At 67.1% G+C, this 12,873-nt stretch carries 12 protein-coding genes; 5 read left to right on the top strand and 7 right to left on the bottom strand.

Annotated features, from left to right (window positions below; translation table 11 throughout):
- Positions 1–146 precede the first annotated feature (146 nt).
- Positions 147–1,397 (top strand): chromate efflux transporter, encoded by a 1,251-nt coding sequence (gene chrA / locus BRO63_RS15230; RefSeq protein WP_088140568.1) that lies wholly within the window; start codon positions 147–149, stop codon positions 1,395–1,397.
- 26 nt (positions 1,398–1,423) lie between these two features.
- On the opposite strand, the gene BRO63_RS15225 is transcribed toward chrA, so the two are convergent.
- On the bottom strand, positions 1,424–2,218 hold the full coding sequence (locus BRO63_RS15225; RefSeq protein ID WP_088140567.1) for an enoyl-CoA hydratase: 795 nt from the start codon (positions 2,216–2,218) through the stop codon (positions 1,424–1,426).
- Between the two features lie 53 nt (positions 2,219–2,271).
- Positions 2,272–3,471, bottom strand: a complete 1,200-nt coding sequence (locus BRO63_RS15220; protein ID WP_088140566.1) for a multidrug effflux MFS transporter — start codon at positions 3,469–3,471, stop codon at positions 2,272–2,274.
- A 74-nt stretch (positions 3,472–3,545) separates the two neighbouring features.
- On the opposite strand from BRO63_RS15220, the gene BRO63_RS15215 reads away from it, so the two are divergent.
- A complete protein-coding gene (locus BRO63_RS15215; protein WP_088140565.1) occupies positions 3,546–3,866 on the top strand; it encodes a SelT/SelW/SelH family protein in 321 nt (106 codons plus the stop codon).
- Positions 3,867–3,923: 57 nt separating this feature from the next.
- Here the strand turns inward: BRO63_RS15215 and BRO63_RS15210 are convergent, their stop codons facing one another.
- The 3 genes from BRO63_RS15210 to BRO63_RS15200 all read right to left on the bottom strand — a co-directional run bounded on the left by BRO63_RS15210 (position 3,924) and on the right by BRO63_RS15200 (position 6,687).
- Positions 3,924–5,450, bottom strand: a complete 1,527-nt coding sequence (locus BRO63_RS15210; protein WP_088140564.1) for a tripartite tricarboxylate transporter permease — start codon at positions 5,448–5,450, stop codon at positions 3,924–3,926.
- Between the two features lie 3 nt (positions 5,451–5,453).
- Positions 5,454–5,924 carry a tripartite tricarboxylate transporter TctB family protein gene (locus BRO63_RS15205; protein WP_088140563.1) on the bottom strand — a complete coding sequence of 157 codons (471 nt, stop codon included), beginning with the start codon at positions 5,922–5,924 and terminating at the stop codon, positions 5,454–5,456.
- A gap of 250 nt (positions 5,925–6,174) precedes the next feature.
- Positions 6,175–6,687, bottom strand: coding sequence for a GFA family protein (locus BRO63_RS15200; protein WP_179215107.1), 513 nt, complete (start codon positions 6,685–6,687; stop codon positions 6,175–6,177).
- A gap of 391 nt (positions 6,688–7,078) precedes the next feature.
- Between BRO63_RS15200 and BRO63_RS34205 the strand changes: the two genes are divergently transcribed.
- Positions 7,079–7,216 (top strand): hypothetical protein, encoded by a 138-nt coding sequence (locus BRO63_RS34205; RefSeq protein WP_179215106.1) that lies wholly within the window; start codon positions 7,079–7,081, stop codon positions 7,214–7,216.
- A 48-nt stretch (positions 7,217–7,264) separates the two neighbouring features.
- Here the strand turns inward: BRO63_RS34205 and BRO63_RS15195 are convergent, their stop codons facing one another.
- Positions 7,265–8,815: a sensor domain-containing diguanylate cyclase gene (locus BRO63_RS15195; RefSeq protein WP_088140561.1), complete on the bottom strand. Its 1,551-nt coding sequence runs from the start codon at positions 8,813–8,815 to the stop codon at positions 7,265–7,267.
- A 47-nt stretch (positions 8,816–8,862) separates the two neighbouring features.
- Positions 8,863–9,945: a site-specific integrase gene (locus BRO63_RS15190; RefSeq protein WP_088140560.1), complete on the bottom strand. Its 1,083-nt coding sequence runs from the start codon at positions 9,943–9,945 to the stop codon at positions 8,863–8,865.
- A 147-nt stretch (positions 9,946–10,092) separates the two neighbouring features.
- Between BRO63_RS15190 and BRO63_RS15185 the strand changes: the two genes are divergently transcribed.
- Together BRO63_RS15185 and BRO63_RS15180 are read left to right on the top strand one after the other, a co-directional pair.
- A complete protein-coding gene (locus tag BRO63_RS15185) occupies positions 10,093–11,127 on the top strand; it encodes a DNA-binding protein (RefSeq protein ID WP_088140559.1) in 1,035 nt (344 codons plus the stop codon).
- A 148-nt stretch (positions 11,128–11,275) separates the two neighbouring features.
- Positions 11,276–12,724 (top strand): transglycosylase SLT domain-containing protein, encoded by a 1,449-nt coding sequence (locus tag BRO63_RS15180; RefSeq protein WP_088140558.1) that lies wholly within the window; start codon positions 11,276–11,278, stop codon positions 12,722–12,724.
- The last annotated feature ends 149 nt before the right edge of the window (positions 12,725–12,873 follow it).

The following is a 12,873-nucleotide window of genomic DNA, read 5'->3' as shown; positions in this document are numbered from 1 at the left end:
GTTGTTTGAAGCGCGGCGGGGCGTCGAGGTAAACCGGCCATATGGCCCGGCCCGTTCAGGCGGTTGAATCCGCCACGCCGCCCGGCTATAAGCATGGGGCGGGGGCCGGACCCTCATGCCCCGCCTGCCGAAGAAGCCCGAATCCCATGCCGCCGCTGCCTCCCCATCAAGACGAACACGTCGCCAGCAAGCCCGCCACTTCCACCCGCGAGCAGCCCGGCCGGGGCTCCTGTCTGGAAGTCTTCCTGGTTTTCCTGCGCCTGGGGCTGACGTCCTTCGGCGGGCCGGTGGCGCATCTGGCGTACTTCCGCACGGAATTCGTCGAGCGCCGGCGCTGGCTGGACGATTACGCCTACTCCGACCTGGTGGCGCTGTGCCAGTTCCTGCCGGGGCCGGCCAGCAGCCAGGTCGGCATGGCGATAGGCCTGAAGCGCGCCGGCTGGGCCGGCATGCTGGCGGCCTGGGTGGCGTTCACTCTGCCCACCGCTATCGCCCTGATTCTCTTCGCGCTGGGGCTGGCGCAGTTCGGCTGGCTGTCCGCCTCGGGCGCCATCCATGGCTTGAAGATCGCGGCGGTGGCCATCATCGCGCAGGCGGTCTGGGGCATGGGGCGTTCGCTCTGTCCCGACCGCGAGCGGGCGGGGCTGGCGGTGGCGGCGGCGCTCATCACCATCCTGATGCCGACGACGCTGGGGCAGTTGAGCGCGATCCTGCTGGGCGCCATCGCCGGCATGGCAGCGCTGCAGGTGCCGCCGCGCCCCGCCTTGGCGGTGCAGCCGCTGAAGGTGTCGCGCCGCGCCGGGTACACGGCCTTGGCGCTCTTCGTGCTGTTGCTGGCGGGCTTGCCGGCCTGGGCCGCCATCAGCGGCATGCCGCTGGCGCAGCAGCTCTCCGGCTTCTATCGCGCGGGCGCGCTGGTGTTCGGCGGCGGCCACGTGGTGCTGCCGTTGCTGGAATCGGCCTCGGTGGCCGGTGGCATGGTCTCCAATGCGGATTTCCTCGCGGGCTACGGCGCGGCCCAGGCCATGCCGGGACCGCTGTTCGCCTTTGCCGCCTTCCTGGGCGCGATGTCGTCCGGCCCCTTGTCGGGCTGGGCTGGCGGACTGGCGCTGCTGGTCGCCATCTTCCTGCCTGGCGCCTTGCTGGTGGCGGCGGCGCTGCCGTTCTGGGAAAGCCTGCGGCGGCGTCCGGGCGTGCGCAATCTGGTCGCGGGCGTGAACGCCAGCGTCGTGGGCATCCTGTTGTCGGCCCTGTACGACCCGGTCTGGATCAGCGCCATCCGCGACCGCGCGGACTTCGGATTGGCCTTGCTGCTGTTCGGCCTGCTGGTCTATGCGCGCTGGTCGCCCGTCTGGGTGGTGCTGCTGGCCGCGGCCGGCGGCTGGGCGCTGGCATAGCAGAACCGCCCTTGCGGGCAACGCGCCTAAGACTGCCAGCGTGGCTGGCGCTTTTGCAGGAAGGCGTCTATGCCTTCGCAGGCGTCGGCTTCCATCATGTTGCGCGCCATCACGTCCCCGGCGTAGTCGTAGGCGTCCGCCAACGCCATCTGCCGCTGCTTGTAGAACATGCGCTTGCCGTAGCGGATGGCCGTCGGGCTCTTGGCCAGGATGTCGTCGACCATTGCGCGCACGCGCTGGTCCAGCTGCGCCTCGGGCACGGCATCGTTGATCAGGCCCCAGTCCCTGGCTTCATTGGCATCGATGAAGCGCGCCGTCACCAGCATTTCGAAGGCGCGCTTGGCGGATACGTTGCGGCTCAGGGCGACGGCGGGCGTGGAGCAGAACAGGCCGACGTTGATGCCGGAGACCGCAAACTTCGCCGTGTCCGCCGCCACGGCCAGGTCGCAGCTGGCCACCAGCTGGCAGCCCGCCGCGGTGGCGATGCCGTGCACCTTGGCAATCACCGGCACGGGCAGGGCCTGCAGGCCCTGCATCACGGCGCCGCATTTCCGGAACAGGTCGCGGTAGTAGTCCAGCGAGGGTTGGCTGCGCATTTCACGCAGGTCGTGGCCGGCGCAGAATGCCCGGCCGCTGGATTCCAGCACCACGCAGCGCACGCCGGCATCGCGCGACAGCGCGTCGATCTCGGCTTGCAGCGCGGCCAGCAGCCCTTCGGACAGCGCGTTGAACTGGCCGGGCCGGTTCAGGCGCAGCGTCACCACGCCGCCTTCGGCATGGCGCGCCAGGATCGGTTCTTGCGCCGCGTCTTCGATATTCATGTCGTCTCCAGGGTGGGCTATCCCTGGATAGTAGAGGCATACGCCGCCCGGCGTCAGCCCGCCGCCAGACGCCGCGCCATGCCGGGCGACAGGCACAGCAGCGGCCCGACGATGGCGGCGCCGATCAGCGCCATCGCCGCTTGCGGCCCCATGCCGCTGTCCAGCAGCACGGTGGCGATGACGGCCGATCCGCTCATCTGGAACAGGCCATACACCGCGGCCGCGGTACCGGCGCGCTCGGCGAACGGCTCCAGCGCCAGGCTCAGTCCGGAGCCCAACGCCAGCGAAAAGCCCACGGTCAGCACCGCCACCGGCAGCATGAAGATCCAGGCCGACAAGGGCAGCCACAGCCACGCGGCCAGATGCATGGCGGCGGCCGCGAGCAGGGCGGCCATGCCCACGCGCACCATGGTGTGGCGGCCATGGCGCGCGATGAAGGCCGGGGCCAGGAAAAACGCGCCGATGTTGATCGCGGCGTTGCCGCCGAACCAGGCGGAGAAACCCAGCTCGGAATAGCCCAGCTGCTGCACCAGCACCACGGGCGCGGCGGACACGAACACCAGGATCATCGCCATGCCGGCCATGCCGAACGCCGCGAAGTAGAGAAAGCGTCCGCTGGCCACGATGGGCGCATAACGGCGCAGGCTGTAAAGCGCGCCTTGAGGCTTGGCGGGCGCGGCCCGCGTTTCCTCGAAGCGCACCGCCAGAAAGCCCGCCAGCGTCAAGGCGAACAGCACCATGAAGACGAAGGTGCTGCGCCAGCCCGCATGCACGGCCAGCGCGCCGCCCACCATGGGCGCCAGGGCGGGCACGGTGCACAGCGCGCCGTTCAAATAGCTGTAGACGCGCGCGCCCACCGCGGGGCTGAAGCAATCGCGCACCGCGGCAAAGGCCACCAGCGACGCCGAGCACGCACCCAGCCCCTGGATCACGCGCGCCGCGTAGAACACGTCCAGCGAGGTGGCGGCGGCGCCCAGCGCCGATCCCAGCAGATAGGCCAGCGCGCCGCCCAGCGCCACGGGCCGGCGGCCATAGCGGTCGGCCAGCGGGCCGATCAGCACCTGCCCCACGCCCACGGCGAAGATGAATAAAGTGATGCTGGCTTGCAGCGCGGTGACGGGCTGGCCGTAGTCCTGCGCCATGACGGGCAGGGAGGGCAGGTAGATATCGATGCCCATGGGCGTAAGCGTGACCAGCCCCATCAGGAGACCGATCAGCCAGCGTTGGCCGCGAGGGGATAATGCAGACTTCATGGCAGGACTCGGGGTCCATTGCGGACCCGGGAAAACCCGATATTATCCATGAACCGGCGTAGAATCTTCCAACCATGAACACTTCCGCCCTGCGTCCCCGCATCGTCATCCATTACTGCACGCAGTGCCAGTGGCTGCTGCGCGCCGGCTGGATGGCCCAGGAACTCCTGTCGACCTTCTCCACCGATCTGGGCGAGGTCGTGCTGCAGCCCGGCACCGGCGGGATCTTCCAGGTCACCTACAACGGCGACCTGATCTGGGACCGCAAGAGCGATGGCGGCTTCCCCTCGGCCAAGGAACTGAAGCAGCGCGTACGCGACCGCCTCGATCCCGGCCGCACGCTGGGCCATATCGATGGCCACAGCGCCGGCCCGCTCTCCGCGCCGGATGCCTGATGCGCGCACGGACCGGGCCCGCAGGGCCGGTCCGCTGCCACGCGACCGGCCCTGCGATCAGGCGGAAGATTCCACTTGCGCCAAGCCCGCGCGGTGCTTGCGCTGGCGCATGGCCGACACCACCAGCAGCGCAATCAACCCCACGCACGCCACCACGAAGCCCAGGCTGATGGGCCGCGAGACGAAGATCGCCAGGTCGCCGCGCGACAGCAGCAGGGCGCGGCGGAAGTTCTCTTCCACCATGGGGCCGAGCACGAAGCCCAGCAATAGCGGCGCGGGCTCGAAGCGCAGACGGATCAGCGCATAGCCCGCCGCGCCGAACAGCGTCACCATGGCTACGTCGAACAGATTGTTGTTGGTGCTGTAGACGCCCACGCAGACGAAGAACAGCGCCGCTGGGAACAGGTAGCGGAACGGCACCGTCAACAGCCGCACCCACATGCCGATCAGCGGCAGGTTCAACAGCAGCAACAACACATTGCCCACCCAGAAGCTGGCGATCAGCCCCCAGAACATGTCGGCGTGCTCCACCATCATCTGCGGACCCGGCTGGATGCCGTGGATGATCAACGCGCCCAGCATCAGCGCCATCACCGGGTCGCCCGGGATGCCCAGGCTCATGGTGGGAATGAAGCTGGTCTGCGTCGAGGCGCTGGTGGCCGCTTCCGGCCCCGCGATGCCCTCGATGGCGCCGCGGCCGAAGCGGCGCGGCTCGCGCGCCACCTTCTTCTCCGTCGCATAGGAAATGAACGACGCAATGGTGGGGCCGGTGCCGGGCAGGATGCCGAAGGCCGCGCCGATGGCCGTGCCGCGCACCAGCGCGCCGCGCGATTGCTTGATGTCGCCGGCTTCGGGCCGCATCGACTTCATGCTGATCTTGGCGGTGGTCACCTTGGCGTCGCCGCCGATGCGGTTGATGTTCTTCAGGAAGTCCGCCACGCCGAAGAGGCCCATGGCCAGCGCCACGATCTGCAGGCCGTCGGAGAGTTCCAGGATGCCGAAGTGAAAGCGCATCGTGCCGGTGTTGACGTCGGTGCCCACCACGCCCAGCAGCAGGCCCACCACCACCATCGCCACGCCCTTGATTGCCGAGCCCTTGGCCAGGGTGGCGCCGGCCAGCAGGCCCAGCATCATCATGGAAAAGTATTCGGCGGGGCCGAACTTGAAGGCCACGTCCACCAGCATGGGCGAGAACAGGATCATCGCCAGGATGCCAACCGACGCGCCGCAGAACGACGAGAACATCAACATGAACAGCGCCGAGCCAGCCTTGCCGTTGCGCGCCAGCGGATTGCCGTCCAGGCAGGCCACCGCGTGCGAGGCGGTGCCGGGCAGGTTCAGCATGATGGAGGTGATGCCGCCGCCATACTGCGAGCCGTAGTAGATGCCGGACAGCATCACCAACGCCGCCGTGGGCGTCATGGTGTAGGTCAGCGGCAGCAGGATGGAGATCGCGGCCAGCACGCCCATGCCCGGCAGCACGCCGATCAGGTTGCCCATGAACACGCCGAACACGGCCCACATCAGGTTGTCCAGCGCGAAGGCGACGGAGAACCCGTGCATCAGGTTGTTGAAGATTTCCATTGTTCAACCCCAGCGGAACAGCGGGAACTGCAGCTGCAGCGCCCAGGAGAAAACCGCAACGCCCAGCACCGTGACGCCGGCGGCCAGCAGCGCCGCGCTGCGCGGCGTGTGCTGGCGGTCGCCCATGGCCGAAATGAAGACCAGCGCAAAGGTCGCGGGCACCAGGCCGCCGTATTTGCCCACCAGGATGAAGGTCAAGAGTCCGCCGATGATGCAACCCCAGCCGCGCCAGTCGGGCGGCGCCTCGTCTTCGCTGTCTTCCTCCACGGGCGCGGGCGCCGCGGCCATGCGCGCGATCATCAGGCCCAGCAGGACCAGCAGCACGCCCAGGATGGCGGGGAACATCCCCGGCCCCATGCGCGCCAGGCTGCCGATGTTGTAGGTGGATGCCTGCGCGATGGCGCCCAGGCCCAGCACGATCATCGTGCCGGCCGCCCAGGCCTCGCGCCGCGCGGCGCTGCGTTTGGATTGCATCTGTAGTCCTCCCGTTGTTGTGCCTTTGCCTGACTACGTTCTGAACAAAAGCTGACTTTTGAATGAACGCGGAAGTCTAGGAATTCAAACTTCCGTTCACCTTTCAGGCGCAAGGGCAATACGCGAAACAGGTGTTTTTTCGGCAAAAACGGGGGAAATCCCTAGGCGCGCGAGCATTGCGGGCAGGGGTGTTGCGCGGCGCGCGGCCGCGCTTTGCATCGACGCGAAGGGCGTCTGCGCGCTGGTGTTGTCAACCCTTGGGCGTCCAGGGCTTGCGCGGGCTGCCGGCCAGGGCTGCGTCCAGGCGCTGCTTGGCGGCCTCGGGCCAGCAGGCATCCATGTCGTAGAACTCCTCGGCCGCCGGCATGTCGTCCGGGATGCCCACCCACGGGTGCTTGGAACGCACGAAGCAATGCGCGCCCGGCGGGAAATCGGCGGCTCGGTCCAGCGTGCCTGCGTAGATCAGCGCCACCGTTTCGCCATAGCCCGGGTGATGGCTCCACAACAGGCCGAGGCAGGCCGCGCAGCGTACAACCACGACGGTCTTGCCATCGTTGGCGTCCTTTTCCGCCGGGTGGCGGCGTACTGCGCCATGCCGCTTATGCACGCGGTCGGATTCGATCACCGCGTTCATCGCAAAGGCGGTGCCGGAGTGCCGTTGGCATACGGTGCAATGGCAGCAGTGCACGAACATGGGCGGGCTGGCGAGGCGGTAGCGGACGGCGCCGCAATCGCAGCCGCCTTCGATGGAAGGGTGGGTCACGGGTGTCTCCTGGCAATTGGCGTATCCAGTGTAGGGAGACCCATCCAGAAGCGGCAGTGGCGATCGCGTCACAATCCGGGGCGTTTGCGCCATTGTTTACGCCGTCGCGCCGGGGCGCCATCGCCGGCGATGGCGGCCGCACGCACACCGCTTGCTATTTCAGGCAATTTAGTGCTAAAATACAACATCTTTCGGCAAAACCACAATAAAACCAAATGCCGGAATTTTGTAAGTCGCTGGCGGCTGCGGCCGCCATTTTCGTTTGCGTTGCCTGCGCGCATGCCCCCCGCGCCCGGTGGTTCCCATTGGATCCGCATCCATGGCACGCACGAAATCCCGGCATTGCGCTTTGGGCGGGGGAAAGCCATGCGCCCTGAACAGGAGAACGTTCATGTCCCATCAACTCGCAGGCAAGAAGTGGCAATTCGAGATTCCGCCCCTGGACTGGAAGGCGCCCGAGACCAATAAGGAAGCGGACATCAAGGCCGCTGCCGCGGACGCCGACCCGGCCGAAGACCAGGATGTCTGAGGCAGTCCCCCGCAGGGCTTGAATGTCCGGCCCTGCGGGGCAGAGGCGCTAGGCCGCGTGCGTCACCACCTGGTTGCGCCCCTGCTGCTTGGCCGTGTACAGCGCGGCATCGGCGGCCTGGAAGACCATCTCCACATCCGCGCCGCCCGCCGGCCAATGCGCCACGCCAGCTGATACCGTGATCTCCAGCGCACCGCTCAGGCGGTGCGCCTCCGTCTTCTTGCGCAGGCGTTCGGCCATGCCCGCCGCCTCTTTCACGCCCACGCCGGGCAGCAGGATCAGGAATTCCTCGCCGCCGTTGCGGCAGAGTATGTCGGTCGGGCGCGAACAGTCCCGCATCAACTGCGCCACGCCCTGGATCACGGCGTCGCCCGCCGTGTGGCCGTAGGTATCGTTGACCCGCTTGAAGTGGTCGATATCCAGCGCGATCACGGCGAAGGGCGTTTCGGCCGCCTGCAGATCGTCCACCGCCTGCCGCGTGCCGCGCCGGTTGCGCAACCCGGTCAGGGGATCGGTGATGCTGGCCTGGCTGAGCTTGCCGATCTTGTCCTGCAGATTGCTGTAGCTGCGAATCACGGCCAGCTTGAGGCGCTGAGCCTCGAAGTACCAGGCCTTCACCGAGCGCACCCGCTGCATCGCCACGGCCATGTCGCGGTGTTCGACATTGGTCGCCAGTTGCGACAGCGGCTGCGAAATCTTGCGCGCGCACCACCAGATGGCCAGCAGGAACAGCAGGGCGAAGGGCGCCGCGTAGCGGATCAGCGCCCAAAGGAGATCGTGCAAGGGTTCCAGCGTGGCCAGCGCGGGACGCTGGGCGATCACGCCCCAGCCGCTGCGCGAGACGTGGGCATAGCCGGCCAGCATGTCCACCCCGCGCGTATTGACCAGGCGCTGCGCGCCGTCTTCGCCGCGCATCACGGCGGCCACCACCGGATTGCTGCTGACGTCCTCGCCGACGCGCGCATTCTCGGCGTGATAGATCAGCCGCCCCTCGCCATCCACCACATACAGATAGGAACCGTCCTGGTAGGGATGCTTGCCCAGCAGATTATGCAGGGCGCCTTCGTTGCGCAGATAGATGGTGCCCGACACGTAGCCCAGGTAGACGTCTGCCTGCGTATGGATGGGGTACGAAACGTTGATCAGCAGGTTGCCGGCGACCGACACATAGGGCTTGCTGATCAAGGGTTTGCGCGTCTGCAGCGCCATGCGGCTGCCGGCGTTGTCGACCCGTGTTCCCTGGAAACTGCGGATGGCCTGGCTGGCGGCCACCATGACGCCGTCGGCGCGGATGATGGCGACCGAGTTGAAGCTGTCCGTCTGATCGCGCAGGCGCGCGACCTCGGCGTTCAGGAGTTCCGGCTCATCGAAGCGCCAGGCGACGTGGCGGGCGCTGTACTCCAGCTGCTGCAGCGCCGAATCCAGGAACGTGTCGGCGCTCTCGGCCAGCTTGGCGGCGTAGACCCGATTGGCTTCCAGCGTATTGGCGATGAGCTGTTCGCGCTGCACGCGATAACTGGCGTACAGCGCGTTGGCGGTCGCGGCAAGCGCGCTGAATACGGTGAGCGCAAGCACCAGCCCGCGTAGGTTGATTCGCATGAAGATCGTGTCGGGCAGGGTTCGGGTTGCGGCGAGTGCGCGGGATTTTACCCGCGCGGGGCATCCGGCTCATCCAGCAGGCGGGCCGCCGGCGATTCGGCGGCGGCGCCCGCGCGGAAGTAGCCCATGACGGTGGCCACGCTGGCGTGCCCGGTCATGGCCATGGTGTCGCCCAGCGGCACGTTGCGCCGTCCGGCCTCGGTCACGAAGCCGGAACGCAGGCTGTGCGCTGAAAACTCGCCCTCCAGGCCGGCCAGTCGGCAGCGTTCCTGCACGATGTCCCGCAGCGCCGCGGCGGCTAGCGGCTCGCCCAGCACATTGCCGCGCCGCACACGCCGGAACAGCGGACCCTGGGTGATGCCGCTAGCGCGCAGCCAGGCGTCGAGCGCCCGCGCGGCCACGCCGACGATGGGCTTCTGGTCGTTGGCGCGGGCGGCGCCCGCCTGGTTGGTCTTGGAATGGGCCAGCGCAAATAGAAAACCATCGGCTGTCCGGCGCGTGTTTTCCATCGTGGCGCGCACGACCTCGGAGCGCCTGCGCCCGCCGCTGGCCCAGGCGAACAGCAGCAGGGCGCGGTCGCGCAGTCCGCGCAGAGAGTCGTCGCAGGTCGCAAGCATGGCCTCCAGCGGCTCGCGCGTCAGCGCCACCTTCTTGGCGGGCGCCACGCCGCGCCGGGCATAGGCGCGGCGCGTCCGGGCAAGCAATTCGCGCACCGCGGCCGCGCGGCAGGGGTTGGCGTGGCCGTGCAGCTCGTGCGCCTTGGACAGCACCGAGATCCGCTGCAACAACGTGTTGAGGCTGGGCGCGCCCAGCCTGCCTTTGGCCTTCAGCCGCACCAGCTCCTGGTCCAGCGCCAGCGGCAATTCCCATTTCAGGCCCTGTTCGGTCGAACGCTGGGCATGGTCGACCACGAACTGGATGACGGCGGCTTCCGGCAAGGGCAGGGCAAAGGGGCGGGAGTAACGCAGCTCGAACCAGGCGGTCCAGTAGCGGATGGCGGCGCGGTAGCTGGCGACCGTGTTGGCCGAGCTGCCTTCACGCATCAGGGCGCTGGCCGCGGCGTCGGCCTGGGCGTCCAGGGTGAGCGGGTTCAGCGCGGGCAGCGGCGCCTGCAATTTCAGCGGATTCATGGTCGGGCTAGGGTCTAAAATCTTATTCCATACATATTATTATGTATGCTGTATGATATCTAACATAAATATCGAAATACTCACGATAAGGTTCCATTATCGCGGGTAATTATCCTACAGATGCCAAATCGGGCACGGAGCAAGCGCATGGCCACCGGAATTACCGAAACCGACGTCTGGACCGCCGCCGACGCCTTGCTGCTGGAGGGCGCGCGGCCCACCATCGAACGCGTGCGGCAAAAGATCGGGCGGGGTTCGCCCAATACGGTCAGCCCGTATCTGGAAACCTGGTTCAGGTCGCTGGGCGCGCGCATCAAGGATCCTGGCGCCTTTGCCGCGCCCGCGGCCGTGCCCGACCCGGTGGCCCAGGCGGCTGCCCATTTCTGGGAAGCCGCCTTGTCCGAAGCGCGCGCCCAACAGGAGCAAACCTACCGCGGCCGCTGGGAAGAGCTGGCGCGGGAAGGGGAGCAATTGGCGTCAGATGCGGAACAGCTGCAACAGCGCGAAGCCCAGCTCGCGCATCGCGAACAGGATCTGCAGGAAACGCTCAGGGTGGCCACGTCCCAATTGGCCGCCGCCGAAGACCGGCTGCAAGCGGCCGAACAGCAACTGCGGCAGCGCGACGAACAGCTCAAGCGCGTCCAGCTGCAACTGGAAGACGCGCGCAACGCCACCCAGGCCGCCCTGGCGGAAGGCGACAAGATCCGCGCCCAGCATGCCCAGGCAATCGACGCGCTGGAGACCCGCCACACCGCCCACGAACGCCGCTGGTTGAACGAGCTGGACAGCGAACGCAGCGCGGTCAAGCGCCTGCAGGCGCGGCTGGATGACGCGCAGGCCGCCAGCCAGCAGCAGGCCGCGCAGGCGCGCAAGGCGCTGGAACAGGAACAGGATCAGCGCCGCCAGGCGGAACAGGACGCGCAGGCCCTGCGCGCCGAAGCCCTGGCCCTGCAAGCGCGCCAGCAAGCGGAGCAGGCCGCGGCCGACACTGCCCGGGAGGCTGCGCATGAACGCCAGGGGGCGCTGGAATCGCGGCTCGCAACCGCTGAACAACGGGCGTCCGACTACCTGGCGCAATTGAAGGGGAAGGACGAACAATTGGGCGAACTGACCCGGCACCTGATGGCGCAAATCCAGCGGCAGGACCCGGGGCATGTGCCGCCGGAGCCTGCCCAGCCCTAGAGGCCTTTCGGACCGGCGTTCGCATTGAAGGAATGCATTGCATGAACCCTGGCCGCCCGATATTGTTGTAGACACGGCAGGGCGCGCAACGCGCCTCGCCGCGCGGCATATATCAGGTGCCGCAGTAACCGGGCCTGCCGGAGGAACTATGTCATTTCGCGTGATTGCCTCGATGCTTTGCGCGCTGTTGCTGTGGTTGCCTCCCTTGGCTGGGCACGCCCAGCCGGCAAAGGGCAAAGCCGACCCGCTGGCGCTGGCCTACAACATGAAGCCCTGGACCGGGGACTTCGACGGCATGGTCAAGCGCCGCCAGGTCCGGGTGCTGGTGCCCTACAACAAGACGCTGTACTTCCTGGACAAGGGCGGCACCCAGCGCGGCATCATCGCGGACATGATGACCGAGTTCGAGAACGACCTGAACCGGCAGCTCAAGAACAAGAACATCCGCGTGTACGTGGTGTTTCTGCCGACCTCGCGCGAGCGCCTGATTCCAGACCTGCTGGCGGGCAAGGGCGACATCATCGCGGCCAACCTGACTGTCACCGAAGAGCGCCAGAAACTGGTGGATTTTTCCACGCCGTTGGCGACTGGCGTGCGCGAGCTCGTCGTGGCCTCGCCCGGCGCGCCGGAACTGAAATCGCTGGACGACCTGGCCGGGCAGGAGATCTTCATCAACCCGGTCAGCAGCTATCACGGCAGCGTCAAGAAATTGAACGCGGACCTGCAGGCCCGGGGACTGAAGCCCGCCATCATCCGCGACGCGCCCGGCACCTTCGAGACCGACGACATCCTGGAAATGGCCAGCGCCGACCTGGTCAAGTACACCGTCGCCGACCGCTACCTGGCCAATTTCTGGAAGCAGATCTTCCCGCAGATCCGGGTCTATGAAAACCTGGAAGTCGACAACGGCAACGACATCGCCTTCGCCTTCCGCAAGGATTCGCCCAAGCTCGCGGCGGCGCTCAACGCCTTCATGGAAAAGAACCGCGTCGGCACCTCGTTTGGCAACCAGCAGCTGACCAAGTACCTGAAATCCGTGAAGTGGGTAAAGGCGGCCACCGACCCCGAGGAAATCGAAAAATTCCACCGCCTGGCGGAGTTCTTCCGCAAGTACGGCGATCAATACAACATCGACTGGCTGCTGATGATGGCCCAGGGCTACCAGGAGTCCCGGCTGGACCAGGGCGCCAAGAGCTCGGTCGGCGCGATCGGCGTCATGCAGATCATGCCGGCCACCGGCAAGGAGCTGCAGGTGGGTGATATCCGGCGCGAGGAATACAACATCCATGGAGGCGTCAAATACATCCGCTTCATGATCGACCAGTACTACGCCAAGGAGCCCATGACGGACCTGAACCGGGGGTTGTTCGCCTTTGCGGCGTACAACGCGGGGCCGGGCCGGATCAATCAGCTGCGCAAGGAAGCCGCCGCCAAGGGGCTGGACCCGAATGTCTGGTTCGACAATGTCGAGCGCGTGGCGGCCGAACGCATCGGGCGGGAAACGGTGCAGTACGTGAGCAACATCTACAAGTACTACATCGCCTATACGCTGATCCGCGCCCAAGGCGCAGGCGACGGCGCGGGCGCCCCGCGCTAGCCGGAGGCGGCGCCGCTTGCGGGCCGCCACGGTATATGTCCGCGGGATTTTCGGATAAATTCGCCACAGGCGCATCCGCATGCACCCATCCGGCAGAAGCCCCGCCGGCATCGATGCGCCACACATCAGGGCTGCCGGCCCTATCAGGA

Source organism: Achromobacter xylosoxidans (assembly GCF_002192695.1).
In the GTDB taxonomy this organism is placed as follows: Bacteria; Pseudomonadota; Gammaproteobacteria; order Burkholderiales; family Burkholderiaceae_B; genus Achromobacter; species Achromobacter xylosoxidans_C.
Note: the sequence above shows the minus strand (reverse complement) of the source record. Positions and strands in the feature narration are given on the sequence as shown.

What these genes read in the sequence shown, in the direction of transcription:
- chrA (WP_088140568.1), top strand. Translation starts at nt 147, where the DNA reads ATGCCGCCGCTGCCTCCCCATCAAGACGAACACGTCGCCAGCAAGCCC.
- BRO63_RS15225 (WP_088140567.1), bottom strand. Translation starts at nt 2,218, where the DNA reads ATGAATATCGAAGACGCGGCGCAAGAACCGATCCTGGCGCGCCATGCC.
- BRO63_RS15220 (WP_088140566.1), bottom strand. Translation starts at nt 3,471, where the DNA reads ATGAAGTCTGCATTATCCCCTCGCGGCCAACGCTGGCTGATCGGTCTC.
- BRO63_RS15215 (WP_088140565.1), top strand. Translation starts at nt 3,546, where the DNA reads ATGAACACTTCCGCCCTGCGTCCCCGCATCGTCATCCATTACTGCACG.
- BRO63_RS15210 (WP_088140564.1), bottom strand. Translation starts at nt 5,450, where the DNA reads ATGGAAATCTTCAACAACCTGATGCACGGGTTCTCCGTCGCCTTCGCG.
- BRO63_RS15205 (WP_088140563.1), bottom strand. Translation starts at nt 5,924, where the DNA reads ATGCAATCCAAACGCAGCGCCGCGCGGCGCGAGGCCTGGGCGGCCGGC.
- BRO63_RS34205 (WP_179215106.1), top strand. Translation starts at nt 7,079, where the DNA reads ATGTCCCATCAACTCGCAGGCAAGAAGTGGCAATTCGAGATTCCGCCC.
- BRO63_RS15195 (WP_088140561.1), bottom strand. Translation starts at nt 8,815, where the DNA reads ATGCGAATCAACCTACGCGGGCTGGTGCTTGCGCTCACCGTATTCAGC.
- BRO63_RS15190 (WP_088140560.1), bottom strand. Translation starts at nt 9,945, where the DNA reads ATGAATCCGCTGAAATTGCAGGCGCCGCTGCCCGCGCTGAACCCGCTC.
- BRO63_RS15185 (WP_088140559.1), top strand. Translation starts at nt 10,093, where the DNA reads ATGGCCACCGGAATTACCGAAACCGACGTCTGGACCGCCGCCGACGCC.
- BRO63_RS15180 (WP_088140558.1), top strand. Translation starts at nt 11,276, where the DNA reads ATGTCATTTCGCGTGATTGCCTCGATGCTTTGCGCGCTGTTGCTGTGG.